Source organism: Bacillus tuaregi, assembly GCF_900104575.1.
GTDB lineage: Bacteria > Bacillota > Bacilli > Bacillales > Cytobacillaceae > Bacillus_BD > Bacillus_BD tuaregi.
Genome location: NZ_LT629731.1, coordinates 775766 through 800938 on the forward strand (window position 1 = coordinate 775766; position 25173 = coordinate 800938).

The 25173-nt window shown below is 41.0% G+C and carries 28 protein-coding genes and 1 riboswitch; of the genes, 16 read left to right on the plus strand and 12 right to left on the minus strand.

All coding sequences use genetic code 11. From position 1 onward, the window contains the following. Nucleotide 1: 1 nt before the first annotated feature. The 3 genes from BQ5321_RS05905 to BQ5321_RS05915 all read right to left on the minus strand — a co-directional run bounded on the left by BQ5321_RS05905 (nt 2) and on the right by BQ5321_RS05915 (nt 1166). Nucleotides 2-307 (minus strand): hypothetical protein, encoded by a 306-nt coding sequence (locus BQ5321_RS05905; RefSeq protein ID WP_071393626.1) that lies wholly within the window; start codon nt 305-307, stop codon nt 2-4. A gap of 16 nt (nt 308-323) precedes the next feature. Further along, entirely contained in the window at nt 324-785 is a 462-nt protein-coding gene (locus BQ5321_RS05910) for a hypothetical protein (protein ID WP_071393627.1), read from the minus strand. Nucleotides 786-968: 183 nt separating this feature from the next. Beyond that, nucleotides 969-1166 carry an IDEAL domain-containing protein gene (locus tag BQ5321_RS05915; protein WP_071393628.1) on the minus strand — a complete coding sequence of 66 codons (198 nt, stop codon included), beginning with the start codon at nt 1164-1166 and terminating at the stop codon, nt 969-971. A 209-nt stretch (nt 1167-1375) separates the two neighbouring features. Here BQ5321_RS05915 and BQ5321_RS05920 point away from each other — a divergent pair, with 209 nt between their 5' ends. After that, on the plus strand, nt 1376-2584 hold the full coding sequence (locus BQ5321_RS05920) for a hypothetical protein (protein ID WP_071393629.1): 1209 nt from the start codon (nt 1376-1378) through the stop codon (nt 2582-2584). A gap of 85 nt (nt 2585-2669) precedes the next feature. Here the strand turns inward: BQ5321_RS05920 and BQ5321_RS05925 are convergent, their stop codons facing one another. Further along, a complete protein-coding gene (locus BQ5321_RS05925) occupies nt 2670-4064 on the minus strand; it encodes an arsenic transporter (protein WP_084786918.1) in 1395 nt (464 codons plus the stop codon). 531 nt (nt 4065-4595) lie between these two features. Between BQ5321_RS05925 and BQ5321_RS05930 the strand changes: the two genes are divergently transcribed. The 4 genes from BQ5321_RS05930 to BQ5321_RS05945 all read left to right on the plus strand — a co-directional run bounded on the left by BQ5321_RS05930 (nt 4596) and on the right by BQ5321_RS05945 (nt 8401). After that, entirely contained in the window at nt 4596-5546 is a 951-nt protein-coding gene (locus BQ5321_RS05930) for an ABC transporter permease (RefSeq protein ID WP_071393630.1), read from the plus strand. Next, nucleotides 5539-6483, plus strand: a complete 945-nt coding sequence (locus tag BQ5321_RS05935; protein WP_071393631.1) for an iron chelate uptake ABC transporter family permease subunit — start codon at nt 5539-5541, stop codon at nt 6481-6483. The genes BQ5321_RS05930 and BQ5321_RS05935 overlap by 8 nt, the downstream gene beginning before the upstream one ends. Nucleotides 6484-6498: 15 nt before the next feature. Continuing rightward, a complete protein-coding gene (locus BQ5321_RS05940; protein ID WP_071393632.1) occupies nt 6499-7257 on the plus strand; it encodes an iron ABC transporter ATP-binding protein in 759 nt (252 codons plus the stop codon). A gap of 166 nt (nt 7258-7423) precedes the next feature. After that, the gene (locus BQ5321_RS05945) at nt 7424-8401 is read left to right on the plus strand and encodes a siderophore ABC transporter substrate-binding protein (protein ID WP_071393633.1); all 978 of its coding nucleotides are present in this window, start codon (nt 7424-7426) and stop codon (nt 8399-8401) included. Nucleotides 8402-8537: 136 nt separating this feature from the next. Here the strand turns inward: BQ5321_RS05945 and BQ5321_RS05950 are convergent, their stop codons facing one another. Next, a complete protein-coding gene (locus tag BQ5321_RS05950; RefSeq protein WP_071393634.1) occupies nt 8538-9071 on the minus strand; it encodes a QueT transporter family protein in 534 nt (177 codons plus the stop codon). Nucleotides 9072-9077: 6 nt separating this feature from the next. Beyond that, a riboswitch (PreQ1 riboswitch) is annotated at nt 9078-9122 on the minus strand. A 506-nt stretch (nt 9123-9628) separates the two neighbouring features. Between BQ5321_RS05950 and BQ5321_RS05955 the strand changes: the two genes are divergently transcribed. Both BQ5321_RS05955 and BQ5321_RS05960 read left to right on the plus strand, forming a co-directional pair. Further along, nucleotides 9629-10444, plus strand: coding sequence for a TerC family protein (locus BQ5321_RS05955; protein ID WP_071393635.1), 816 nt, complete (start codon nt 9629-9631; stop codon nt 10442-10444). Between the two features lie 95 nt (nt 10445-10539). After that, a complete protein-coding gene (locus tag BQ5321_RS05960) occupies nt 10540-11118 on the plus strand; it encodes a serine/threonine-protein kinase (RefSeq protein WP_071393636.1) in 579 nt (192 codons plus the stop codon). 290 nt (nt 11119-11408) lie between these two features. Here BQ5321_RS05960 and BQ5321_RS05965 read toward each other — a convergent pair whose 3' ends face one another. From BQ5321_RS05965 to BQ5321_RS05980, 4 genes are all read right to left on the minus strand, one after another. Next, on the minus strand, nt 11409-12146 hold the full coding sequence (locus BQ5321_RS05965; protein WP_071393637.1) for an ABC transporter ATP-binding protein: 738 nt from the start codon (nt 12144-12146) through the stop codon (nt 11409-11411). After that, nucleotides 12143-12841: an ABC transporter permease gene (locus BQ5321_RS05970; RefSeq protein ID WP_071393638.1), complete on the minus strand. Its 699-nt coding sequence runs from the start codon at nt 12839-12841 to the stop codon at nt 12143-12145. The genes BQ5321_RS05965 and BQ5321_RS05970 overlap by 4 nt, the downstream gene beginning before the upstream one ends. Before the next feature lie 76 nt (nt 12842-12917). Further along, on the minus strand, nt 12918-13823 hold the full coding sequence (locus tag BQ5321_RS05975; RefSeq protein WP_071393639.1) for an ABC transporter substrate-binding protein: 906 nt from the start codon (nt 13821-13823) through the stop codon (nt 12918-12920). Between the two features lie 19 nt (nt 13824-13842). Next, nucleotides 13843-14742, minus strand: coding sequence for a substrate-binding domain-containing protein (locus BQ5321_RS05980; protein WP_071393640.1), 900 nt, complete (start codon nt 14740-14742; stop codon nt 13843-13845). Between the two features lie 470 nt (nt 14743-15212). On the opposite strand from BQ5321_RS05980, the gene BQ5321_RS05985 reads away from it, so the two are divergent. Continuing rightward, complete coding sequence (locus tag BQ5321_RS05985; RefSeq protein WP_071393641.1) at nt 15213-16382, plus strand: FtsW/RodA/SpoVE family cell cycle protein; 1170 nt, start codon at nt 15213-15215, stop codon at nt 16380-16382. Between the two features lie 41 nt (nt 16383-16423). Here BQ5321_RS05985 and BQ5321_RS05990 read toward each other — a convergent pair whose 3' ends face one another. The 3 genes from BQ5321_RS05990 to BQ5321_RS23650 are packed head-to-tail and all read right to left on the minus strand — an operon-like array spanning nt 16424 to nt 17286. Continuing rightward, the gene (locus BQ5321_RS05990; protein ID WP_071393642.1) at nt 16424-16789 is read right to left on the minus strand and encodes a spore coat protein; all 366 of its coding nucleotides are present in this window, start codon (nt 16787-16789) and stop codon (nt 16424-16426) included. Nucleotides 16790-16811: 22 nt separating this feature from the next. Beyond that, entirely contained in the window at nt 16812-17117 is a 306-nt protein-coding gene (locus tag BQ5321_RS05995; RefSeq protein WP_071393643.1) for a hypothetical protein, read from the minus strand. 31 nt (nt 17118-17148) lie between these two features. Then, nucleotides 17149-17286, minus strand: coding sequence for a YuzL family protein (locus BQ5321_RS23650; RefSeq protein ID WP_084786668.1), 138 nt, complete (start codon nt 17284-17286; stop codon nt 17149-17151). Nucleotides 17287-17471: 185 nt separating this feature from the next. Between BQ5321_RS23650 and BQ5321_RS06000 the strand changes: the two genes are divergently transcribed. From BQ5321_RS06000 to BQ5321_RS06035, 8 genes are all read left to right on the plus strand, one after another. Then, nucleotides 17472-19856, plus strand: a complete 2385-nt coding sequence (locus BQ5321_RS06000) for a 3-hydroxyacyl-CoA dehydrogenase/enoyl-CoA hydratase family protein (protein ID WP_071393644.1) — start codon at nt 17472-17474, stop codon at nt 19854-19856. A gap of 68 nt (nt 19857-19924) precedes the next feature. Beyond that, the gene (locus BQ5321_RS06005) at nt 19925-21100 is read left to right on the plus strand and encodes an acetyl-CoA C-acetyltransferase (RefSeq protein WP_071393645.1); all 1176 of its coding nucleotides are present in this window, start codon (nt 19925-19927) and stop codon (nt 21098-21100) included. A gap of 16 nt (nt 21101-21116) precedes the next feature. After that, nucleotides 21117-22901, plus strand: coding sequence for an acyl-CoA dehydrogenase family protein (locus BQ5321_RS06010; protein ID WP_071393646.1), 1785 nt, complete (start codon nt 21117-21119; stop codon nt 22899-22901). Nucleotides 22902-23097: 196 nt separating this feature from the next. After that, nucleotides 23098-23454, plus strand: coding sequence for an arsenate reductase family protein (locus BQ5321_RS06015; RefSeq protein ID WP_071393647.1), 357 nt, complete (start codon nt 23098-23100; stop codon nt 23452-23454). Between the two features lie 65 nt (nt 23455-23519). Continuing rightward, the gene (gene gcvH / locus BQ5321_RS06020) at nt 23520-23903 is read left to right on the plus strand and encodes a glycine cleavage system protein GcvH (protein WP_071393648.1); all 384 of its coding nucleotides are present in this window, start codon (nt 23520-23522) and stop codon (nt 23901-23903) included. A 50-nt stretch (nt 23904-23953) separates the two neighbouring features. Further along, nucleotides 23954-24310, plus strand: a complete 357-nt coding sequence (locus BQ5321_RS06025; RefSeq protein ID WP_071393649.1) for a toprim domain-containing protein — start codon at nt 23954-23956, stop codon at nt 24308-24310. 4 nt (nt 24311-24314) lie between these two features. After that, the gene (locus BQ5321_RS06030; RefSeq protein WP_071393650.1) at nt 24315-24623 is read left to right on the plus strand and encodes a thioredoxin family protein; all 309 of its coding nucleotides are present in this window, start codon (nt 24315-24317) and stop codon (nt 24621-24623) included. 172 nt (nt 24624-24795) lie between these two features. Further along, a complete protein-coding gene (locus tag BQ5321_RS06035; RefSeq protein ID WP_071393651.1) occupies nt 24796-25161 on the plus strand; it encodes a hypothetical protein in 366 nt (121 codons plus the stop codon). Nucleotides 25162-25173 lie beyond the last annotated feature (12 nt).

Genomic DNA, 25173 nt, shown 5'->3' on the forward strand with positions numbered 1-25173 from the left:
CTTATCCTCCAAATCCGCCTTTTGATCCACTGCCGATTCCTGATTTGTAGGAGCTTTCATAGGATTTATAGCTTGGACTGCTTTTGAGTGATGACTTACTAGAGTAAAAGGAGCCGCCATGATAATATCTGCCCCCATAATAGGAGTCATCATCATCACAGTAATAGGTTCCTGTTTCGCTGTCCCAATCCCAATCATCACAATCATAGCCGGTTGGTTCAGGAGGACGGTCCTCTGAGCATGCCGCTAAAGAGGTAACGAGTGTAGCGGCAAGGACACCCTTCATCATTTTTTTTGTCTTGTTCAATCTTAATCCCCTCTCTTTAATCTGTTATGGAATATCCTGTTGCTGTGACATACAAAACATAGGCTTTCCGATCCTCATCAATTTCGGCAGAATCGCGTTCCCACTCCTGCTGCTGATGGTATGTATAGACACTACCAAGAGTACTTAATACATCTAAGTGATCCGTCAAATATTCAGACGTCAGGAGCGGATACCCCTTAAGGGAGTTCAACTCTCTCACCTCAAGCAAAATCCCGTCCTCTGTTAAGATAGCGGCATCGACTGGTCCTTCCTCATATATTTCTACATAAATAATAAAGAGATTTTCCTCAATCGCCGAGGACAGCTGCTTGTATGTAATGCCATCCTTTACAAAAAACTCACATTCTCTCCTTGCTAAAATCTGCTCTAGCTCAATCTCCGGATAATGATAAATGGGAACAAACTGGTCATTCCCTTTACGAAGACGATATTCCAAAACAGCATTCCGAAATTTCATAATCCACACCCTTTTGTCCTTATTCATCAAGTAGGTACGCTTTATTATAAAAAAAGTTTCAGCATATTTGTCGAAAAAATCGTAATTTATATTTTTTGTTACTTATTAACCAGGAAAACATAATTAGCCTAAAACAAACAAAAACCCGATTTCACTGAAATCGGGAATTAATGTTCTATCATGTTATTCAAGAAATTTTTGTAATTTTTCTGTTAGTAGTAGAAATTGCTCTTTGTTTCTGTCATGTAACGATTGGTCGATTTCCTTTAGAATTTGCTCTTTCTGGAAATCGCGCAGCGCTTTGTCTAACACCATTTCAGCAAATAGTGAATCATCCATTACCTCAGTTTGTTGGGGTGTGTTTAGAGAGTACTTATTCATTGGAAATCAACTCCTTAACCTTTTTTCAATTATATCAATTAATTTCAGATAATTCAAACATTTTCGCTGTTTATTTTTAATTTCATTATTCAATAGGTACTTGTTTGATTATTTTGCTATATAGGTTGGTTCATCATGCAAAATTGTACTAATTAACGTATACATGCAATATATCTAACCATTTTGGAGGATGAACAAGGAGGATTAAGATGAGCAAAGATAAGCATAAGCAACATAACGCTGCGGACCACAGCTCGAAATCACGTTTTTATCATGCATTTTTTAAATCAATAAAAGGGAAGGAAGTCAAAATCTATCGAGGAGGACCAGAGGCAAAGCATGGAAAAGTAATTGATGTCAAATCAGACTACGTAGCCCTGGAGACGAAAAAGGCGGTCATTTATTACCAAGCAGAGCATATCAAAAGTATAAGTGAACCGACAAAACCAAAACCAGAACATCATGAGCACGATCATCATCATGAAAAGGAAAATAGCGAAACGCATCTATCAGCTAAAAGCTTTCGAAAGCTCTTAAAGAAAATGGAGCACAAGGTGATCCAATTAAATCAAGGAGGACCAGAATCGATTCATGGTGAGTTATTAAGTGTTAAGCATGATTTCCTTTTGCTGCTTGCTGAGGATGGATGTCTCGTATATGTGAATCTTCACCATGTGAAAAGTGTCTGTCAATCCTCGAAATCTTTTAAGGGCAACAAAGAGAAAATGAAAGGAAAACGTGTGAAAGCACATGATTTACATGGAGTTTTTCAGCAACTGAAAAATAAATGGGTTTCGATTAATCGTGGAGGACCTGAAGCGATAGAAGGAGTTCTGTTCGTCGACAAAGGCTTTTATAAGCTGATTCGTAATGAAGAGGTCATTCGAGTTGATCCTTTCCATATTCGCAGTATCAGCTCCGGGCCTAAAGAGATGAAAAAGGATAAGGGCGGGGACAAACATCATAAGGATGGAAATAAAGGTCATTCTGATGATAAGTACAAGGATTGTGATTTTGATTTCAAGGATGGTAAACGAGGCGGACGTAGTAATGGGAAAGATCGATACAAGAATCAGGATGATAAAAAAGATAAATATAAATCAGATACTAGTGAACGTTATAAGGATTGGTTTGAAGACAAGTCAGATGACAAGAAAGACTGTCCATTTAACTATCTAAGCAATGATGATGAGAAGGATAATCAAGACAAATATGATTACCAAAAGAATAATGATGGTAAGGATGACAGCAACAAGGATGATAACAAGGATAGTAAATATAGCAACAACAAGGATGATAATAAGGATAGTAAATATAGCAACAACAAGGATGATAATAAGGATAGTAAAAATAGCAACAATAAGGATGATAACAAGGATAGTAAAAATAACAGCAATAAAGATAATAAAAAAGGATAGTAGAGTCTATATCCAGATAAGGCCGCACAGAAAAAATTCCTTTTCAAAGAAGAAAAGGAATTTTTTCTTATTGCGCTGCATGCGGCTAATATATTATCCATTCAATCCAGATATAGAGAAGAATGAGGGTAAAGACAACCGTAATGGGAATCACTAGTAACGTTACCTTCAGATATTCCTTCCAGGTCACCTTTACATGATGCTGCCTTAAAATATGCATCCATATTAAGGTGGCTAATGTTCCGGTCGGCAGTAATAGGGCCCCGATGTCACTTCCGATAATATTTGCTAAATAAATGGTTTTCAGTGTGATTGGATCCAGCCCCATTTGTGTTAAAGAAAGAGTACCGATCATGAGCGCAGGGTGATTATTGAAGATATTAGATAAAACGGTCAATACTGAGCCCATAATCATACTTGCATGAAAGAGGCTGGAGGCTGCGAGTGGTTCGAGGTAGTTAATTAAGAGGCTAGTTAAGCCGATATTATGCAAGCCATAGACAATTACATACATGGTGAACGCAAAAATAAAGATATGCCAAGGGGTTTTTTTCAATAAATCGATCGGACTAACCTTTAAATATAGCCAGCGCCATAATAGTAATAGGAGAGAGCTTATCACAGCGACAAGTGAAATCGAGATATCTAAAAACGCTGCTACAAATAAGGCAATTCGAACAAAGAATACATAGGTAAGAACAGCAATCATGAGTCTAGTTTGTTTAGTTGAGTGATCCGGCTCAGCCAATGGATGCCTTGGCTGTTTTATCGGTGAAAGTTGTTTGTTGTGCTGTGGCTGGATTGGGTGATGGTGCATAGGTTGTCCATGATGAATTTGGGCGGGGTGATGGGGGACAATACCTGTGTGCGGATGGATGGCAGCCGGTAATGCTTTGCGAAACAGGAAGTAAAGTAGGCTGGCGAGCAGAAGTAAGCCTAGCGTTCCAGGCACAAATATCATCATGGTGTAGTGAATTAAATCCATTTCGATGATTTCTAAAGAGATTAAATTGACGATATTGCTTACACCGATTGGGGCGCTAGATGCAGTGGCAACTAAAGCTCCGCTAATTAAATAAGGCAGCTTTTGTTTGGTGTTCAGGCCTAGCTTTTTTAACAGTAAGAGAAGAATCGGGGTGGTAATGAGAATACTGCCGTCATTGTTTAGAAAAAGTGTCATGAAGAAACAAAGTAGATTGGTTAGCCAAAACAACCTGTGACCTGAACCCTTTGCCAATTCTAATAGCTTCTGTGCCCCCCATTGGAAGAAACCGATGCTTTCCATGGCGATCGCCATAATCATGGTTGCCAGTATTGTGATGGCTGCCCCCGTTACCTTTTCACCAATCACTACGATATCTGATAGGGTAACAGCACCGCACCAAAAGATAAGAATCGCACCGAGTGTTGCCGGGATGGCTTCGTTTATTCCCTTTGGTCTCCAAAAAATAAGCAGCATGGTGAATAAAAAGGATAAAATCGTTAGCCAAAAGGTGAATTGTGTCAATGAAACACCTCCTTTCAGGGACCCTATTACAGTGAATGATTCCTCGATTTTTCTACAATGGTGTCTTCTATAGTATACGTAAACGCTAAGAAGTTGTCCTAAACGTTTTCATTAAACGAAAATCAATAACATAGTTAAAATACAAAAATAATTCTTTATTAGACTCACTATTCCGAAAACATTATCTTGCTTTGGTTTTTTTTTATTAAAAAACATTGACACAGGACAAATAAATGTTAGAATTTTATGTATAAAGATTAAATGATAATCAATCTCATCCAAAAGGATGCGATTATTATTTTCACTTATATTGATAATGAATCTCATTGAGTTATTTTTTTAATCTCCAGTGATAATAGTTATCAAATAAAACGATTTCACTAGCCTCAAATGATCATTTTCTTCATTTGGGGAATTTCTACAACATCAGTTGATAATGAATCTCATTATTAAATAGATTCATAGCTACATATTCATGTCAAAAGAAGAGAGTTAGGGAAACAAATGAAGAAAAGATATCTAGTCATATTACTTATCTTATTATCATGCATATCGCTGTTTATAGGTGTTTCCAATATTTCACCGTTTGAGATCTTTAAAATGAGTGAAGAACAGGCGAAAATTTTCTTTTCCAGCCGGGTGCCAAGGCTTGCCAGCCTCATTATCGCCGGAGTGGCGATGAGTATCAGCGGTTTGATCATGCAGCAGCTGAGCCATAATAAATTTGTCTCGCCAACAACGGCCGGTACAGATGATTCTGCCCGCTTTGGTATTCTGATGGCGATGATGTTTATTCCAACGGCTGGAATCTTAGCCAAAACGGCTATGGCCTTTGTCTTTGCCTTACTGGGTACTTTCATTTTCATGAAAATATTAGATAAGGTGAAATTCAAGGATGCTGTGTTTATTCCTTTAGTAGGTTTAATGTTTGGTAATATCATTAATTCCCTTACTACGTTTTTTGCCTATAAGAATGACCTAATTCAAAACATGACGGCATGGCTGCAAGGAAACTTTTCGATGATTGTGAAAGGGCAATATGAACTTATCTACTTCAGTATCCCGCTTGTCGTCATTTCTTATCTTTTTGCCAATAAGTTTACAGTAGCAGGAATGGGTGAAGAATTCGCTGTTAACCTAGGGCTCAAATATAAGCGAGTTGTCAATATTGGTTTAAGTCTGGTGGCGATGATGTCAGCCGTGGTTATTTTAACAGCAGGGATGATTCCATTTCTAGGGTTAATTATTCCGAATATTGTATCTATTTATAATGGAGATCATTTACAAAAAAATCTCTCACATACGGCGTTACTCGGTGCGGTGTTTATTCTAGCTTGTGATATTTTCAGCCGCCTGATTATTTATCCATATGAGATTCCAATCGGCTTAACGGTTGGCGTCATTGGAAGCGGTATATTTATCTTTTTACTACTGAGGAGAAAGGCTTATGCGTAATTGGACAAAAATCGGAATACTCTTTATAGCAGCAGCCATTCTTATCGCGGTCTTTTTATTTACCGATATTAGAGGATCCTGGGAGTATGTACTGTCGAAAAGAACTGAAAAAATCGCGGCTATGGCACTAACAGGAGCAGCGATTGCCTTTGCAACGGTTATATTCCAAACGATTACTAATAATAAAATTCTTACACCAAGTATCATTGGTCTGGATTCCCTTTATATGTTGATCCAAACAGTTTTGGTTTTTGCATTTGGCTCCAGTCTTAGTCTAATGAGCAAGAGCGTGAACTTTTTTATCTCCATTGCGCTTATGGTTCTATTTGTTGGAATTTTATACAAAATTATTTTTAAAAGAGAAGGCAGCAATCTTTATTTTCTCCTACTCATCGGAATCATCTTCGGTACCTTATTCCAAAGTGCATCAACCTTTATGCAGGTGCTAATCGATCCAAATGAGTTTATGAGAGTTCAAGATAAAATGTTTGCCAGCTTTAATAATATTAATGGGGACCTACTGCTCCTTTCAGCAGTCCTTATTCTCCTAGTAACCTTGTACTTCCTTCCATTTAGAAAGTATCTCGATGTTATCTCTTTAGGGAAGGAGCAGGCCATTAATTTAGGAGTGGATTATGATCGGATTGTGAAACGACTGCTAATTATTGTCGCTATCCTCATATCTATCGCAACCGCTCTAGTTGGTCCAATTACCTTTCTTGGTTTATTAGTTGTCAATGTCACCTATCAACTTTTCAACACGTATAAGCATACCTTTTTAATTCTCGGCTCGATGTTAGTTAGTATTATTGCCCTTGTCGGTGGTCAGTTAATAGTTGAGCGGGTATTCACCTTTTCAACAACCTTAAGTGTCATCGTGAATTTCATCGGTGGAGTGTACTTTATCTATCTTTTATTAAAACAAAGCAAAGCCTAGTGAGGAGGAGAAGAGATGTTAAGTGTTAGAAATTTGACAAAACGATTTGGTACGAAGAAAGTGGTAGACGGGGTCACGATGAAAATTCAAAAGCAGAAGATTACTTCGTTTATTGGTCCGAATGGTGCAGGGAAAAGTACCGTCCTATCGATGATTAGTCGCTTAATTCTGGCAGATGAAGGAATGATTCATATTGATGAAAAAGAGCTTTCATCCTGTAAAAGCAATGATTTAGCCAAGAAAATTTCAATCCTGAAGCAGTCTAACCATATCAATGTCCGCTTAACCGTTAGGGAGCTTGTTTCCTTTGGACGCTTCCCATACTCACAGGGTCGTCTAACAAAAGAGGATTGGCAATTCGTTGATGAAGCGATTGAGTACATGGAGCTTGAGGATATGCAGGAAAAGTACCTTGATGAGCTGAGCGGCGGGCAGCGACAACGGGCCTATATCGCGATGGTTATCGCACAAAACACTGAATATATTCTTCTCGATGAACCGCTTAATAACCTTGATATGAAGCATTCTGTGCAAATTATGAAGGTGCTGCGCAGATTAGTTGATGAACTTGGAAAAACAGTGGTTATTGTGATCCATGACATTAACTTTGCCTCCTGCTACTCCGATTATATTGTGGCATTAAAGGATGGGAAGGTTGTACAGGAAGGTCCAACAGACGAAATTATCAAACCAGCTGTATTAAAGAATATTTATGATATGGATATCAATATCGAGCATATCGATAACAATAAAATCTGTGTTTTTTATGCATAGGTAATTATGTTTGCTCTCGAGTGAGAAATATTCTCATATGTGATCATAGATGTGCGCACATCTTTCTGAAAGGCTGTGATCACAGGGGAAATCTCGATCGATAATAAGCATTATTATAGATAAGAAAATAATATGACAATAACAAAACTACTATGAGGTGTAAAACATGAAGCAGAAATTAATGGTTTTTATCTTAGCGATATTTGTTCTCATTTTAGCAGCATGCAGTTCTGAATCATCAACAGAAGAAAGCAAGAGCACAGACTCAGCTGAACCGAAAGAAACAGCTGAAGCAAAAGAAATGACGGTTAAACATTTATTAGGTGAAACTCCTGTAAAGGTTAACCCGGAAAATGTGGTTGTGTTTGATTTTGGCGTATTAGAAACATTAGATACATTAGGAGTTGAAGCAGTTTCAGCATTGCCAAAGGAAGGTACAATACCGAGCCAGCTAGAAAAATATACTTCTGATGACTATGAAAGTGTTGGATCATTAAAGGAACCTGATTTTGAAAAGATTAACGAGCTTCAACCGGAACTCATTATTATCTCAGCTAGACAACAAGAATTATATGAAGATTTCCAAGAAATTGCGCCAACGATTTATATGGGTGTAGATACGACAAAGTACATGGAATCATTTAAAGAAAATACAGAAATCCTTGGTCAAATTTTTGATAAGGAAGCAGAAGTAAAAGAAGAATTAGCAAAAGTGGATGAAGCGATTCAAGCACTTAATGAAAAAGCAGCAGCATTAGAGGATAAAGCATTAGTAACATTAATTAATGAAGGTAATATCAGTGCCTATGGACCAGAATCACGCTTTGGCATCATTCATGATGTATTCGGTGTAAAAGCAGTGGATGAGAACCTTGAGGTTTCAACACATGGTCAGAGTGTTTCTTTTGAATACCTAGTCGAGAAGGATCCTGAAATCCTTTATGTTATTGACCGCGGTGCTGTTGTAACAACAGGTCAAGCGTCAAGCCCGGCAAAAGAAGTGTTAAACAATGATCTTGTGAAGGGAACAAAGGCGTTTAAAGAAGACCGTATTGTTTACCTTGATCCTAACGTATGGTATCTATCTGGCGGCGGACTTATTTCTGTAACGGAAATGGTCAAAGCAATCGACGAAAGCCTATAAAAAAATAAAAGAGTACAAACAAGTGTACTCTCCTAAAAAGATGGTGTAAAAAGACTGAGTGTTTCTGGCACTCGGTCTTTTGATTATTATAGCCATAATAAAAAGTGATTAGCAAGTAAAAAAGGCTGACGAAGCGTCAGCCTTTTTCTGATATAACTTTATGCTTTGAAAAGGAAACGGAGGTTTCCAGCATTTTTGCAAAATCGACCCGTTTATTGACGGCGTACATAATCGGTGCGCCAATCACCATGACAACCAGTTCTCCGGCAGCTGTTGTTAGCCAAGTAAAGAGGAATGGAAGTCCGAACGCAAGGTTCAGCTCAAAGGCAATGATGAACATGGTGAAGGTGAATACAATCGTGTTAAAGGCCATTCTGGCCCAGATGCCTTTAATGTAACGCATTGAGAAGATGGTCACGAGAAGGGCAACAATCGACTGTCCAACACCAAAGACAAGATCATAGGCAACCATTGGCGAAAAGAAAAGGTTAGTTAAGAAAACGCCAAGGACAATTCCGTAAATAAATTTCTTGTTAAATACGATGAGATGATTGAACATCTCAGAGACACGAAATTGTACATTCGTGAAGCCAAAAGGCTGAATGACAAAGCTAACAGCAATATATAATGCCGCCACAATGCCATTGACTGCAAGGGTTTTGATATTCATGATAATCTCTCCTTAGTTTTTTATCGTGGGAGGGTCTCGAACCACGTGTTTGAAGCAGAATCAAACTATAATATTATACTATGAAAATGAAAAAATAAAACCTTTTTCAAAAAGTTAAATGATGGAAAAAAGTCTAATGAAGTTAAAGTTACCAAGATTATTCTTGACATTATCTCCTAGACTCTTTATCATTACCTTATCAGAATAAGAGTTTCCCTAAAGGGGAGTAGCTTTTACAGCAAAGTCGTCATTACGGAGTTCGCTCCCGGCTTTGTTGGCAACTTGTATGAGTTGTTAGCAAGACCTTTACCAATAGTCAAGGTCTATTATATTGCGTAAAATTAGACCTTTACTATCGGTAAGGGTCTTTTATTTTGTTTTCGATGGGAGGAGAGTTAATGGAAAAGGAAAAGACACGGTACAAGATGCTGACACAGATAGAAGCGATAAAACTCTCTGTCAGTCGGGCAAATGGAACCGAGACTTGAAAATGAAAAAATCCATTACTTGCAATCAATGAGTCGAAGCTTATAGTACATTTTCGAGGGAGGTAAAATATGGAATTTTCATTATTGTTAGAGTATGGCTGGGTTTTATTAGTATTGATTGTATTAGAAGGATTGCTGGCAACTGATAATGCTTTGGTCCTCGCGATTATGGTAAAGCATTTACCGGAGGAACAGCGTAGAAAAGCATTATTTTATGGCTTAGCCGGTGCGTTTCTATTCCGATTAGGATCACTATTTGTTATCTCACTTCTTGTTGATATTTGGCAGGTGCAGGCACTTGGTGCCGCGTATCTCATCTTTATGTCCCTGAATCATCTCCTTAAACATTTTCTTAAGAAGAAGTCGGCGGGAGAGGAAGAGGAGAAGCCAGAAAAGCCTAAGAAGCAAAGCGGCTTCTGGATGACCGTATTAAAGGTTGAAGTGGCGGATATCGCCTTTGCGATTGATTCAATTCTAGCAGCTGTTGCGTTGGCGGTTACACTGCCTGTTATTCCGACTCTAGGAGAAATTGGCGGTATGCATGCCGGTCACTTCATTGTCATTTTTGCCGGTGGGTTCATTGGTCTTGTCATCATGCGATTTGCGGCCAATATGTTTGTTAAGCTGTTAGCGAAAAAGCCAGGCTTGGAAGTGGCTGCATTTGTTATTGTTGGATGGGTGGGAGTCAAGCTTCTCGTTCAAACCCTAGCACACCCGGCTGTTGCCGTTGTCTCAGAAGGCTTTTCCCATTCAACAGCCTGGAAAGCAACCTTCTACATCGTATTAGTTGGAATTGCCGTTGCCGGCTGGTTTCTGTCAAAGGACCATCAAACAGAAGCAGAATCCGATTCAGCATCAGATAATGTGAAAAAGGTGAATGCGTAATTCATATTGTCAGACCGGAAAGTGGGAAGGAGTACCACTTGAATTTCTATAGCGAACTCGCACGCAGTGTTTCGTTTTCAAAGAGAGGCTCCAAAATGATTCTCACAGGAAAGCATAAGGATTTGGAGTTTGTTGGTGCCGGCAGAAGTGCCTATGTATTTAGAATCAAAACAACGGAAAAAGTCATAAAGGTTTTCTTCCCTGCTTTTACCGAGGTCGCAAAGGAAGAGGCAGGAATTTATCGGGCCCTGCAGGGAGTCGATGATTATCCCTCATTGTATGCGGCAGGAGAAAATTATATCGTGATTGATTATCTTCGCGGCATGACTTTTTTTGAATGCTTAAGCAGCGGACATAGGATTGAGCCGAAGCATATCAAGGCTGTTGATGATGCACTAAACCTGGCAAGGCAAAGAGGGTTAAACCCCTCTGATATTCATTTGCGAAATATCCTCTTAACGAGTAATGGTGATATTAAGCTCATTGATGTTGCCCGCTTTAGGCAACAAAAAGATTGTCATCAATGGGAGGACTTAAAAAAGGCCTATTATCAATATTATCAAAAGGGACTTTTCCCAAAGAAAATGCCGGTTTGGCTGTTAAATCGAATAGCCGACGTGTATAAAAAAAGATGGCTGCCAAGGCTGCCCCAGCTGAATGGGGATCATCGGTAAGACCTATCTAATATGGAGGCAGACGCAAAAAAGACCTCCTATCAAATAGGAGGCTAGAAAAGGGGGGTTTTACACTTATGACTAGTATGACCCTTCTGATAAAATTTATTCAGCTTTGTTCTTGTTTTTAGGAAATTTAAGCCCTTTTTGTTGCAACTGGTGATGAGCCTGTACAAAAAGTGAACAAGCTTCATATGTAATAGTAAGGATAGCTTAAAGTTTGTCCTTACCGTTAAACCCTAACCTCCTATATTTATTCTAAAGCCGTATGACCATCATACGGCTTCTTTTTATATAGTTAAATAGCTTTTCCATTCATTAAGGAAGGAACGGGTTTCTTGATTTGGATTTTCGATTACATCCATCGTGGAACCTTTCTGTTTTAATTCGCCGTTTTTTAAAATAAATAATTCATCTGTTAATGATTTGACTTCAAGTAAATCATGGCTGACAAATAAAGCCGTCGTGTCAGCTGCAGACAATATCGATTTGAAATCAGCAATGAGCTTCATCTTCGTCGGAAAATCAAGAGCCGAAAAGGGCTCATCGAGGCAAAGCAGCTCAGGCTCAAGAATCATCGCTCTGGCTAAATTAACCCGCTGCGCTTCACCGCCTGAAAGCTTGGACACATGCTTTTCCGCCAGATGGGTAATATTGAATTTTTCCAGCCATTCATATACCTTTTCCTTAATGACCTTCCGCGGCAGTTTTCTTATTTTTAAGCCGACAGCAATGTTTTGAAAGACAGTCGTATCTAAGAGCAGTGACTGCTGAAGAGCAATCGCAATCTTTCTCCGCTCCTCTAGTGTCACGGTTTTGGCTGATACTCTTTTACCGTTAAACGTAATCGTACCACTTGTAGGAGCATCTAGCAGGGAAAGAAACTTAAGCAGCGTGCTTTTTCCCGCCCCATTTGGTCCCATAATACCGTATACATGACCTTTTTCGAGCACAAGCTCCGAAATGGAAAGAATACTCCGTCCTGGTACTTGAAATTCCAGCTTTTCAGCTCTAATCATTTCTGTCATTCCGTTCGCCTCCTTTGCTGAAGTGTGGTTAGGCTGAACGTAATAATAAAAGCGAGTGTCATTAAGATAAACGAAAGGGCAATCGCCACATCAAAATTCCCCTTTGAAACCTCCATCATAATTGAGGTCGTTAAGATCCTTGTCTCGCCTAGAATATTACCGCCGACCATCATGGCCGCTCCCACCTCTGCAATGACACGGCCAAAACCGGCCATAATCGCAGCTAATAAAGCAATCCGCATTTCCTTTAGTAAAATAAACAATGTTTGTGTTTTCGTTGCTCCAAGCGCTTTAATCTGCAGGAGCATTTTTTCATTTATTTGCTGAAAAGAGGAGCTTGTTAACCCAGTAACAATTGGTAGGGAAACAAGGATTTGTGCCAAGATGATAGCGGTCGGAGAATATAACAGGGAGTAATCTCCAAAAGGGCCTGATCGCCAAAGCAGCATCGTAATCGTTAGACCGGCAATAACGGGTGGCAGTCCCATGCCAATATTAATAAAGGCAAGAATGATCTTCCTTCCTTTGAAACGGGCTAATCCTAAAAGGATGCCAATGGGAATACCGATTAATGTGCTGATAAGAATGGCGGTAAAGGATACACGGAGGGTGAGAAAGGTAACCTCAAAAACACCTTCGTCGCCAGATGTAATCAATTCAAATGCTTTTAATAAACCTTCTATAATGAGATCCATATGACCAACCAACTCCTGCTCAAATAAAACGGTGGCGGTAAGTATCAATACTCACCGCCAGCCTATTTTCTCTCTATTATTTAGCATCCGGGAAGAATAAAGCTTGACCATACTCTTCTTTACCGAATTCACCGATTGTCTTCTGTGTATCACTATTAATCATAAACTCAACAAACTTTTCTGCGCCTTCACTGTTGACTTTATCATGCTTCTCAGGATTAACCTGCATCACATGGTAAATATTTTTTAAATCTTCATCACCTTCGACAACGATTTCAAGGCTTGTTAAATTCTTTTCTTGCGCTAACCAAGTTGCTCTATCCGTTAATGTATAGCCATTCTTTTCATTGGCAATTTGTAATGTAGCTCCCATACCTTGTCCAGCTTCCATATAGGCTTCATTATCAGAAGGTGTCTTGCCCATCTTATCCCAAATGCCAAGCTCTTTTTTGTGAGTACCTGAATCATCACCACGTGACACAAATACGGCACCCTCTGACATGATTTTATCAAAAGCTTCATTAATAGGTAAACCCTTTACTCCCGCTGGGTCATCCTTAGGACCAACAATAATAAAATCATTATGCATCACAAGTTGGCGGTTTACAGCATCGCCGCTTTCAACAATCTCTTCTTCAGAAGCAGGAGCATGAACAAGCAGTACATCTGCTTCTCCTTTTGTTCCCATTTCTAACGCTTGGCCTGTACCAACCGCAATAGTTTTTACATTAATTGCCGGGTTTTGTTCCTCAAACAACGGGATTAGCTCGTCTAATAAGCCGCTGTCCTGTGTACTTGTGGTGGTGGCTAAAATAAGATCCTTTGTTTCAGCTGGTTCTTCCGTTTTTGCCTGTTCCTCTGTTTGGTTAGTCTCATTGTCAGTTGATTCAGCGGCGTCCTCATTATTATTTCCGCAAGCTCCTAAAACCAGCAATAACAAGGCAAAGAGGCTTGCTGCTAAAAATTTATTTAGTTTTTTCATCGTTCATTTCCTCCTTTGTTTAATGATGCTCGTAGATGATGGTTCCAAACTCTGATACATCATAGCCAGCAGTATTCTGCAGACTATCTTTAAAAGATGTGCGAGTAAGCAATTCGATTAATTGCTTTAGTGCGGTTTGGTTTTGCTCCGTCCACCGGAATACAAGATCAAATTGCTCCTTCATAATGGGGATAAAATCTAATGGCAAATTATCTGTTGCAGATTGAATTCCCAATGCGACATCTGCTCTTCCACCGCTAATCAGTGATGCTGTTGATAGGTGGGTCCATTCCTCATTCTCATAGCCTTTAATGTCTTGAGGATTGATTCTTTCTTCAGCTAAATAATAGTCCAGCAGATAACGGGTTCCTGACCCCTTTTGCCGATTAACAAAGACAAGGTCTTTTCTCGTTAAATCATGAAAGCTCTTTATGTTTTTCGGATTTCCTTGTGCTACAATAAAACCCTGCTCTCGAGCTGCAAACCGCATGACCGTAAGTGGTTCATGGACAAAAAGCTGCTTTATAAAAGGAATATTATATTCCTTTGAAGAGGGGTCTAATAAATGAATCGCTGCTACATCACAATGATTTCGATATAGCATCATCAGCCCTTCAAGACTGCCGACATATGTAGGTTGAAGCGATAAACCTTGTCCTTGGCGTGCCGTATACTTGACCAAATGTTCGACGAGAAAATCATGGCTGCCGGCAAGTCGAATGGAATGAGAAGTGGATGATTTAGCGGCGGGTGCTGTTTCCATCTGCTGTTTATATCGATTCACTTCATTTTGCTCAATCCGCATTTTATTGCCGACTTTAAAGGCACGAAGTTCCCCGCGTTTAATCAATTCATAGACTGTATGCTTTGATATTTTAAACAATTGGGCTACTTCATCAGGTGTGTATATTTCGTTCATAGGTCTCTCCTTTCGTTCATTTTTTAACTTCATTCAGCCAATGCTTTTTGTACCGAGGGCTTGCGACATGTACAGAAGTTCAAACCCCGGCTGAATGAAGTTAAGCCTCCGGCGGATGTCACGGATTTTTTAAAGGTAGTTTATCGAGCGAGCTCGATAAAAATCCGGACGCAAATTCGACGGTCGAATTTGATTCGTCCAACATTGAGTCAAAAGTTGCATGCAAAAAAAGTTTAACATACAGTTTTATTGTAGAACAATTAGTTTTGTTAAGTTTCGTTAAGTTTTGTTAGGGTACTAGTGGTTTGTTCACATTATGTTCATTAAGTCACATAGGTAAAAAGTTATAGTTAAAAAAATCCAATGGAAATGATTTTGTTGAGATTTGTCGAAAATAAAAATATAATGAGGAATTGTAAGCGAAAATGGATGGGCTGTTTTTTAAATAGCCTTATAGAAGGTGAAAGAACATGACAAACAAACAATCAACATCAAGATTAGATTTCGGTCTTGTACTTATATTATTACTGTTATGTTTGGCCAGCTGTATTTCGATATACAGTGCACAAAAAACGGGACAGTACAGTGAAAATTTTCTTTTAAAACAAATCGTATGGTATATCGTTGGCACAGGAATTATTGCTGCCGTCATTACACTAGACTCAGACCAGCTGAAGAAGCTGTCCTGGTACGCCTACGGCTTTGGGATTTTTCTTTTAGCCTTTTTAATTGTAGCTCCGTCAAGTATTGCCCCAGTGATAAATGGAGCAAAAAGCTGGTATAAGGTACCGGGGATGGGCTCCCTGCAGCCGTCGGAATTTTTTAAAGTGTTTTTGATTCTGGCCTTAGCCCGTGTGATTGTGGAGCACCACCAAAAGTTTCTCTTAAAAACAATTCAAACGGATTTATGGCTTTTAGTGAAGCTTGGACTCGTTACCCTGCTGCCGCTGCTCCTTGTCATGCAACAGCCTGATTTAGGAACATCATTGGTCTTGATGGCTATTTTTCTCGGAATGCTGGTTATTTCAGGGGTTTCCTGGAAAATCCTCACCGCCATTTTCGGTAGTGGAGCTGTCCTTATATCCGTAATATTTTACTTTGTCCTTTGGCAGCCTGAGATTTTGGAAAAGTACTTAGGGGTGAAAGAGTACCAATTTGGCAGAATTTATTCATGGATTGATCCTTATAACTATCAAAGCTCAACAGGCTTTCAGCTGACTCGCTCCTTGCTTGCCATCGGGTCTGGAGAAACATCTGGCAAGGGCTTTGGGACAAGAGAGGTCTATTTGCCGGAAAGTCATACTGATTTTATCTTCAGTGTTGTCGGGGAAGAGTTCGGTTTTATTGGGGCCAGTATTTTAGTCAGTCTTTTCTTCCTGCTCATCTACCACATTACAAAGGTGGGCATGGAAACAAAAAACCACTTCTATTCCTATATTTGTGTCGGTGTGATTAGTATGATTACGTTTCACGTCTTTCAAAATATTGGCATGACGATTGGAATACTGCCCATTACAGGTATTCCGCTATCATTCATCAGCTACGGCGGCAGCTCCCTAATGGGGAATATGCTCGCCCTTGGATTGATTTTCTCGATCCGCTACCATTATAAAAAATATATGTTTTCAACAAGTGATTAACAAAAGCCGCTTTGACAAGGTCAAAGCGGCTTTTTCCTTCTTTATTGAAGCTGCCCGTCGCTATATGGAAATTGAGTGGTGGTGTAATTATAGAATTGCTGGTGTTTTTGCTGAAGCTTTTGTGCTTCCTCCTGCTCAAGCTTATACCAGCCCTTTTTAAACATCAGATTATATAGCTGTCTCTGTTCATTTTGCGTTTCGGTAAATACGGACAAAATATCCTGATAAAGTGCCTCGTGGCTTGCCTCATTTAAGGCAATATTGTAGGCAGATGTCATATATTTTTCCGTTGCTAATACATCATTTAAATAATCTCGGTCATTCATTTGTGGCGTTTTCTGCAATTGGGTTGTCTTTGGATTACTAATCGTTTGACTTTGCCCGCCTTGGTTCTGGTTTTGATTCATGTTTCACACCTCCAAAAAATGATTACATCATCCCATTATTCATCTGTTGATTATTCATTTGCTGTGTATTCATCTGTTGGTTTTGCGTGTTCAGATGAGAAAGGATTTTTTCATAATGACGCTGGTGCATCTGACCGCAGCGTTCGAGCTCTGCGACAATTTCAGGGTCATGGCATTGCTGGGCAAAGGAATGGGCCTTTTTCATTGCCAATAGATTCCAAGATAGCATATCGGTTAAGTATAATGTATCCTTTGTTGAAACAATTGCCGGTGGTTCCTGATAAAAGACACCTTGATTTTGCGTATTCATATTTGATTGCTGCTGCATGCTTTCAATCCTCCTTTAGATACCAATACAACTACCTTTTATATTGGTTATTTTGACTGTTCACTTTATCGCGGCCTTGAGCCTCCGCTTCATAGCCGGGTCCGGCATTCCCTTTAACACTAGCCGCGCTTACGGCTGCTCTCGACGGATTCTTTCCTCGTTTTACCATGAAAATCACCTCCATGTTTTAGGTTAACCTGTTCTTATAAAATCATTTAATAGGGATATTTTTTCTAATTTTCCGGAATGTTTGTCTGAAATTTCAATATATTTTATAAGTAAAATAAATCATTCATCAGGAGACATCCATCCTCGAAATAAAGCAATATAGACTCTAAAAAGGAGGGTAACAAAATGCTTTCATCTATCCGTAAAGCGGCTGTTCTCGGGTCTGGTGTTATGGGCTCGGGAATTGCTGCCCACCTGGCCAATATCGGGATTCCGACCCTGCTGCTTGATATTGTGCCAGAGCAATTAACAGAAACTGAAAAAGCAAAGGGCTTAACGCTTGGAGATAAACAGGTACGGAACCGCATCAGTGAACAAGCGCTGCAAAGGCTCCTCAAGCAAAAGCCGGCACCGTTAACGACCTCGAAGAACCTTTCGCTTATAGAGGCTGGTAATTTAGAGGATGATTTGCCCCGTCTTGCAGAGGTTGATTGGATCATTGAGGTGGTGGTTGAAAATCTTGATATTAAGAAGCGGCTCTTTACAAAGGTTGATCAATACCGAAGACCTGGGAGCATCATTAGCTCAAATACATCCGGTATTTCCGTCGAAGCAATGGCAGAAGGGCGATCTGAAGATTTTAGAAAGCATTTTCTCGGCACCCATTTTTTTAACCCGCCCCGCTATTTAAAGCTTTTAGAGGTGATTCCGACACAGGATACGGACCCACAGGTCGTTTCTTTTATGAAGCAATTGGGCGAAGAGGTGCTCGGTAAAGGTGTCGTGATGGCCAAGGATACACCAAACTTTATTGCCAACCGGATTGGAACATATGGTTTGCTTGTAACCGTGAAGGAAATGCTGAAAGGCGGCTACAGCGTCGGGGAAGTTGATTCGGTTACAGGTCCGTTGATAGGACGGCCGAAAAGTGCTACCTTCCGAACCCTTGATGTCGTGGGACTTGACACCTTTATTCATGTCGCTCATAACGTATACCAGCAAACTGAAGGTGAGGAGAAGGAAGTTTTTGACATTCCTGTGTTCATGGAAGACATGCTGGAAAAGGGATGGTTAGGAAGCAAAGCTGGCCAGGGCTTTTTCTTGAAAAAGGGAAAGGAAATTCTTGAATTAGACCCAGCCACAATGGAATATGGACCGCGTAAAAAGCTGATAACTGCAGCGGTAGAACAGAGCAGACAGGAAAAAAGCAAGACTAAAAAAATGAAAACGCTTCTATATAGTGAGGACCGTGCCGGCAAGCTGCTATGGAACATCATTCTTCCGGTTCTTGTTTATTCAGCTGATAAGCTTGGAGAAATTGCCGAAACAATTGTCTCCATCGATCAGGCCATGAAATGGGGCTTCGGCTGGGAGCAGGGGCCGTTCGAGCTATGGGATAGCATCGGACTAGAGGAATCACTGCAAAAGCTTGAGGCAGCGGATATCAGCATCCCTCAGGTCGTGAAGCAAATGCTTGAAAAAGGCTTTACCTCCTTTTACCGAGAGGAGAACGGCAAGGATTATTACTATCATAACGGAGAGTACCGATTAATGGAGGAGAATCCGAAAATCCTTAATCTGGCAAAAATCAAAAACCAACAGGGTGTCATCAAACAGAATAGCGGTGCTAGCTTGATCGATATAGGTGATGGTGTGGCGCTCTTGGAATTCCACTCGAAAAGTAATGCCATTGGACCTGATATCTTACAAATGATTCAGTACGCAGTGGACGAAGTGGAGCAGAACTATAAGGGGCTTGTCATTGGGAATCAGGGCAAGAATTACTGTGTCGGTGCCAATTTAGCGATGATACTTATGGAAGCGCAGGATGATGCTATATTTGAACTCGATTGGATTATCTCATCCTTTCAACAAACGATGATGAAAATAAAATATAGCACAAAGCCCGTTGTTGTAGCACCGTTTGCTATGACGCTAGGAGGCGGAGCAGAGGTGTGCCTTCCAGCAGCTCGTATTCAGGCTTCGCTGGAAACCTATATCGGCTTAGTGGAAACGGGTGTCGGTCTGATTCCGGGTGGCGGTGGTAACAAAGAGCTCTATCTAAAGCATTTGCAGGCCATTCCGGAAGGGGTCGACATGGACCTGCAAAAGATCGCCAATCAGGTGTTTGAAACGATTGCCCTTGCGAAGGTTTCATCCTCTGGTACGGAGGCGCGAGAAATGCGCTTTTTAAACCGTGATGATGGGATTAGTGTCAATGGAGATTATCTTCTTTATGATGCCAAGCAGGCCGTGCTGTCATTATATGAAAAGGGCTATAAACCGCCGCGTAAAGAGAAGATTCCTGTTGTCGGAGAAACCGGCTATGCCACTCTGTTATTAGGCGCACGGGCAATGAAAGCCTCCGGCTATATATCTGATTATGATTTGAAAATAGCCCAAAAGCTTGCCTTTGTGATTGCGGGTGGAAGAGTACCGTATGGAACAAAGGTAGAGGAGGAATATTTACTGCAACTGGAAAAAGAAGCATTCCTAAGCCTTGTGACGGAAAAGAAATCTCAGGAACGGATGCAGCATATGCTTTTAAAGGGTAAGCCGCTACGAAATTAACAGAAGCGATACAGAATGGCAAGGAATGAATTAGGTGATTTAGTTTCGAAGGGAAAGGAGCCTATTAAATGAGAGAAGCGGTTATCGTTAGCGGAGCCCGTACTCCCGTTGGGAAAGCGAAAAAAGGTACGCTTGCGGCCTTTCGTCCGGATGATCTTGGGGCCATCGCTGTAAAAGAAACCTTAAAGCGGGCCGGCGGCTATGAAGGGAATATTGATGATTTGATTATTGGCTGTGCGATGCCTGAGGCAGAGCAGGGCATGAATATGGCTCGCAATATCGGAGCCTTAGCAGGGCTGCCCCATACGGTTCCTGCCATTACCATCAACCGTTATTGCTCCTCAGGATTGCAGTCGATTGCCTATGGGGCCGAGAGGATTATGCTAGGGAGTGCCGATACGATTATTGCTGGCGGAGCTGAATCGATGAGCCTTGTCCCGATGATGGGGCATGTCGTGCGTCCGAACGTCAGGCTAGCGGAGGAAGCGCCAGAGTATTATATGAGCATGGGTCATACCGCAGAGGAAGTGGCAAAAAGATTCGCTATTTCGCGTGATGAGCAGGACCAGTTTGCTGTCCGCAGCCATCAAAAGGCAGCGAGAGCGGTTGTTGAAGGGAAATTTGTTGAGGAAATTGTTTCTGTCGACGTTCCTGTTCGTTCCATCGGAAAGGATAATAAATTGCAGGAAAAGGTCATAAGCTTTCGTGAGGATGAAGGGGTTCGTAAGGATACAAACCTAGCCTCATTGGCGAAGCTACGAACCTCGTTTTCTGTTAATGGTACGGTAACGGCCGGAAATAGCTCACAAATGAGTGACGGGGCGGCTGCGGTGATGGTGATGGATCGTGAAAAGGCGAAGTCAGTCGGTCTCCAGCCCATTGCGAAGCTGAGAGCCTTTGCTGTGGGTGGAGTTCCGCCGGAAATCATGGGAATTGGACCTGTTGCTGCTGTCCCAAAGGCCTTGAAGCTAGCGGGCTTAGAGCTTTCGGATATTGGCTTAATCGAATTAAATGAGGCCTTTGCCTCCCAATCGATTCAAGTCATCCGTGAGCTTGGTTTGGACGAGGAAAAAGTCAATGTGAATGGCGGTGCGATTGCCTTAGGACATCCGCTTGGCTGTACCGGAACGAAGCTGACCCTGACGCTTTTGCATGAAATGAAACGAAGACAGGTGCAGTTTGGCATTGTAACGATGTGTATTGGAGGTGGTATGGGGGCGGCCGGTATTTTTGAATTAGTATAAGAAAGGAGAAGGATGCATGGCTAACAAAACGAACCGAGTGCCAAAGGGTGGAAGTTTTTTAATAGATGATGTTTCCTGTGAGCAGGTATTTACGCCTGAGGATTATAGTGATGAGCATAAGCTGATTGCCAAAACAACAGAAGAGTTTGTGACGAATAGCGTTCTCCCACAGGTTGAGCAGATCGAAAATCATGAATTTGACCGCTCTGTCAAGTTATTAAAGGAAGCGGGAGAGCTGGGGCTATTGGCTGCAGATGTACCAGAGGATTATGGCGGCTTAGGGCTTGATAAGGTAAGCTCTGCCTTGATCGCAGAAAAAATGTCCAGGGCGGGCGCCTTTTCAATCACACATGGAGCCCATGTTGGGATTGGAACGCTGCCGATTGTCTTGTTTGGCAATGAAAAGCAAAAGCAAACGTACTTACCACCATTAGCCTCAGGAGAAAAAATTGCTGCCTATGCCCTGACAGAGCCTGGTTCAGGTTCAGATGCACTCGGTGCTAAAACAAGTGCTAAGCTGAATCCTGAAGGAACCCATTATCTATTAAACGGCGAAAAACAATGGATAACCAACTCGGGGTTTGCCGATGTCTTTATTGTCTATGCCAAAATCGATGGACAGCACTTTTCTGCTTTTATCGTCGAAAAGGATTTTCCAGGCGTGTCAACCGGCTCAGAGGAAAAGAAAATGGGTATTAAGGGTTCATCGACAAGAACCTTAATCTTTCAGGATGCCCTTATCCCGAAGGAAAATCTGCTTGGTGAGTATGGAAAGGGGCATGTGATTGCCTTTAATATTCTCAATATCGGTCGCTATAAGCTAGGTGTTGGGGCAGTCGGGGCGGCGAAGCGTGCCTTTGAGTTGACTGTTCAGTATACAAACCAGCGGCAGCAGTTTAAGCAGCATCTTTCAAGCTTCCATTTGACGAAAGAAAAATTAGCTACAATGGCATCCAGATTATATGCCGCTGAAAGCTCCGTGTACCGGACTGTGGGTTTATTTGAAGAACGAATGAGTAGCCTGTCCACAAAAGAGATTAACGACGGTCGGGAAGTGGCGAAGTCGATTGCAGAGTATGCGATTGAATGCTCGATAAATAAAGTATTTGCCTCCGAGATGCTTGATTATCTGGCGGATGAAGGCGTGCAGCTCCATGGCGGTTATGGGTATATGCAGGAATATGAAATCGAACGAATTTATCGGGATTCAAGAATTAATCGAATTTTTGAAGGAACAAATGAAATTAACCGTCTGTTAATACCAGGAACCTTCATACGAAAGGCGGTAAAAGGGGAGCTGCCGCTCATCCAAAAAGCCAAGAGTCTGCAGAAAGAACTCATGGTGTTTATGCCCGAGGAGCCAGGGGAGGAACCGCTTGCCAAGGAAAAAAATTTGGTTGCGAATGCAAAAAGAATCGGTCTCTTAGCTTTAGGGCTGGCTTTGCAAAAATATGGCGAAGCCCTTGAAAAAGAGCAGGAGATATTGGTCAACATCGCGGATATCTTAATCCATACCTTTGCTATGGAGTCCGTTGTATTACGAACGGAAAAAGCGATTGCCAATACGGGCGCAGAGAAAAGCAGGCAGAAGCTTCTTTATACAGAAATTTTCTGCCAGGAGGCATTTCAAAAGATTGAGCAGGATGCGAAGGAAACGCTAATAGGGGTGGAGCAGGGTGACACATTAAGGATGATGCTGTCTGCTCTCCGCAAGTTTACTCGTCATACACCAATCAATGCTATAGCTAAGAAAAGAGATGCAGCGCAGAAAGTGATTGCTGCCGAGCGATTTACCGTTTGATTGTAACACCATCAGCGGGGCTTCCCTGCTGATGGTTTCATAATCAGAAGCTAATTTTTCTTTCATAGAATAATTTTAAATTAATTGGAGGATATTGATAAGAAAAGTAGAATAAATGTATAAGGTCTATTTATGACCTTATGTTTTCAAGAAAAAGTATGCTGATATTTGGACAAGCTAGATATGAGGTGATGAATTGGCACTTACGTTGTATTGGTACCCTAAATGCGGTACATGTAGAAAAGCAAAAAAGTGGTTGGATGACCGCGAAGTGAAGTATGAAGAAATACATATTGTTGACAATCCGCCGTCACGCGCTGAGCTGGAAACGATGTACAAGAACAGTGGCCTTGAAATCAAAAAGTTCTTTAATACAAGCGGTCAAAAGTACCGTGAGCTCGGGATGAAGGATCGAATCAAGGAAGCATCTGAAGAAGAGCTGCTTGATTTATTAGCATCAGACGGAATGTTAATTAAACGTCCAATTGTAACAGACTCTGAAAAGGTAACCGTTGGCTTTAAGGAAGAGCAATTTGCTGAAACCTGGGGTTAAGGCTTAAAATGAAATAGGACTGCAGGTCATAAATGGTCAAAAACATAAAAGCTGGAGGGATAGGAATGAATGCACCAAAAGAATTACGTTACTCCGAAGAGCATGAATGGGTAAAGGTTGAGGGTGACAAGGTACGTGTCGGTATTACTGAGTTTGCACAGCATGAGCTTGGTGATATTGTATTTGTCGAGCTTCCTGAACCAGGAGATGAACTAAAGGTAAATGAGCCGTTCGGAAGTGTTGAGTCTGTAAAAACGGTTTCTGAGCTATATGCTCCAATCAGCGGGAAAGTTGTGGAAGTTAATGAAGACTTGGCAGATGACCCACAATTTGTCAATGAATCCCCTTATGAAAAGGCATGGATGGTCGTGATTGAGCCGACAGATCTGTCAGAGATTGATCAATTAATGACGGCAGAGCAATATGAGGAAATGACCAAGGAAGACTAAAATTCGAGCAGACTGCGCCTTATGGGCGCATTCTGTATTTAAAGGGGGAAATGGGAATTTTAGGTCATGATAAGGTGATTATTGTCGAGGGAACGACAGATAAAAGAAAAGTGAAGACCATTATCAAAGAACCGATTGATATCCTTTGTACAAATGGAACGATTAGCGCTACGCTTTTAGATGAATGGAGTGATACATTATTTGATAAAGATGTCTATGTATTAGTGGATGCAGATGAAGCCGGCGAGAAGCTTCGCCGGAAGTTAAAGCGAGAATTTCCACTGGCAGAGCATCTTTATATTGATAAAATGTATCGGGAAGTAGCAAGTGCACCAGAATTCCATTTGGCAGCCATTCTCATCGCTGCCGATATCGAGGTTCACGCACAATACTTAGACAGAGGTTAACGTAATGGATGAATGGAGCAGAGAGAAACTAGAAGGTTTTATCGAGAATCAAGGCTCAGGATTAATCTATTTGTATACGCCCTTTTGCGGGACATGCCAGGTAGCGGGTAAAATGCTATCTGTTGCGGAGGAGTTAATACCTGAAATCGCAGTAGGCAGGATTAATTTGAATTATATGTCGGAACTGGCAAGGCAATGGGAAGTTGAGAGTGTACCGTGTTTAGTCTTTCTACAGGAAGGTATCATGGTTGATAAACTCTATGCTTTTCAATCCGTTCCGTTTCTATTACAAAAAATTAAATCATGTTTTTAGACATCCGTATTAAAAGGGGTGGAGGACTTGCGCTAGCTAATAGATCCTCCACCCTTTTGATGTGTTGTACTAAAAGAAAGGGATAAGAGAATGACTCACCATAAGCAGGAATTTTGCGCAGCTGCAGTGAATATATACTTAAAATGTGAGTAAAGCAGGGTGGTGGTTCAGAATGATAGAGCAAGTAATAAGCTGGCTTAGTGAAGTGAACCGAAAACAAGGTGTCCGGCTTCTGATTCGCAATATTCGATTCTCCTTTGCTGTGAAGACTGAGCAGGACGAGCTATATGTGAAAATTGATGATGGTCTCGTTGCCCTTCATGAAGCAGGGGAGTCGTCATCAGCTGGAAAAAGAATCGAAGTGTCGTCTGACGTTTTACATTCCATTCTAACTGGTGAAAGAAAGCTCAGAGAAGCGGTGAAGTATCGAGAAGCAGCGACGACATGTACTTTCCGTGAGCTTTTATTACTGGAATCCTTGTTTTTTTTAGCAAAACCCGACAAAACTCATATACTTAATAAAAATTTATCGAAATAATTGACGAATATT

Coding starts and splice junctions, on each gene's coding strand:
- BQ5321_RS05910 (WP_071393627.1), bottom strand. CDS start 785: ATGAAATTTCGGAATGCTGTTTTGGAATATCGTCTTCGTAAAGGGAAT.
- BQ5321_RS05915 (WP_071393628.1), bottom strand. CDS start 1,166: ATGAATAAGTACTCTCTAAACACACCCCAACAAACTGAGGTAATGGAT.
- BQ5321_RS05920 (WP_071393629.1), top strand. CDS start 1,376: ATGAGCAAAGATAAGCATAAGCAACATAACGCTGCGGACCACAGCTCG.
- BQ5321_RS05930 (WP_071393630.1), top strand. CDS start 4,596: ATGAAGAAAAGATATCTAGTCATATTACTTATCTTATTATCATGCATA.
- BQ5321_RS05935 (WP_071393631.1), top strand. CDS start 5,539: ATGCGTAATTGGACAAAAATCGGAATACTCTTTATAGCAGCAGCCATT.
- BQ5321_RS05940 (WP_071393632.1), top strand. CDS start 6,499: ATGTTAAGTGTTAGAAATTTGACAAAACGATTTGGTACGAAGAAAGTG.
- BQ5321_RS05945 (WP_071393633.1), top strand. CDS start 7,424: ATGAAGCAGAAATTAATGGTTTTTATCTTAGCGATATTTGTTCTCATT.
- BQ5321_RS05950 (WP_071393634.1), bottom strand. CDS start 9,071: ATGAATATCAAAACCCTTGCAGTCAATGGCATTGTGGCGGCATTATAT.
- BQ5321_RS05955 (WP_071393635.1), top strand. CDS start 9,629: ATGGAATTTTCATTATTGTTAGAGTATGGCTGGGTTTTATTAGTATTG.
- BQ5321_RS05960 (WP_071393636.1), top strand. CDS start 10,540: ATGATTCTCACAGGAAAGCATAAGGATTTGGAGTTTGTTGGTGCCGGC.
- BQ5321_RS05965 (WP_071393637.1), bottom strand. CDS start 12,146: ATGACAGAAATGATTAGAGCTGAAAAGCTGGAATTTCAAGTACCAGGA.
- BQ5321_RS05970 (WP_071393638.1), bottom strand. CDS start 12,841: ATGGATCTCATTATAGAAGGTTTATTAAAAGCATTTGAATTGATTACA.
- BQ5321_RS05975 (WP_071393639.1), bottom strand. CDS start 13,823: ATGAAAAAACTAAATAAATTTTTAGCAGCAAGCCTCTTTGCCTTGTTA.
- BQ5321_RS05980 (WP_071393640.1), bottom strand. CDS start 14,742: ATGAACGAAATATACACACCTGATGAAGTAGCCCAATTGTTTAAAATA.
- BQ5321_RS05985 (WP_071393641.1), top strand. CDS start 15,213: ATGACAAACAAACAATCAACATCAAGATTAGATTTCGGTCTTGTACTT.
- BQ5321_RS05990 (WP_071393642.1), bottom strand. CDS start 16,789: ATGAATCAAAACCAGAACCAAGGCGGGCAAAGTCAAACGATTAGTAAT.
- BQ5321_RS05995 (WP_071393643.1), bottom strand. CDS start 17,117: ATGCAGCAGCAATCAAATATGAATACGCAAAATCAAGGTGTCTTTTAT.
- BQ5321_RS23650 (WP_084786668.1), bottom strand. CDS start 17,286: ATGGTAAAACGAGGAAAGAATCCGTCGAGAGCAGCCGTAAGCGCGGCT.
- BQ5321_RS06000 (WP_071393644.1), top strand. CDS start 17,472: ATGCTTTCATCTATCCGTAAAGCGGCTGTTCTCGGGTCTGGTGTTATG.
- BQ5321_RS06005 (WP_071393645.1), top strand. CDS start 19,925: ATGAGAGAAGCGGTTATCGTTAGCGGAGCCCGTACTCCCGTTGGGAAA.
- BQ5321_RS06010 (WP_071393646.1), top strand. CDS start 21,117: ATGGCTAACAAAACGAACCGAGTGCCAAAGGGTGGAAGTTTTTTAATA.
- gcvH (WP_071393648.1), top strand. CDS start 23,520: ATGAATGCACCAAAAGAATTACGTTACTCCGAAGAGCATGAATGGGTA.
- BQ5321_RS06025 (WP_071393649.1), top strand. CDS start 23,954: ATGGGAATTTTAGGTCATGATAAGGTGATTATTGTCGAGGGAACGACA.
- BQ5321_RS06030 (WP_071393650.1), top strand. CDS start 24,315: ATGGATGAATGGAGCAGAGAGAAACTAGAAGGTTTTATCGAGAATCAA.
- BQ5321_RS06035 (WP_071393651.1), top strand. CDS start 24,796: ATGATAGAGCAAGTAATAAGCTGGCTTAGTGAAGTGAACCGAAAACAA.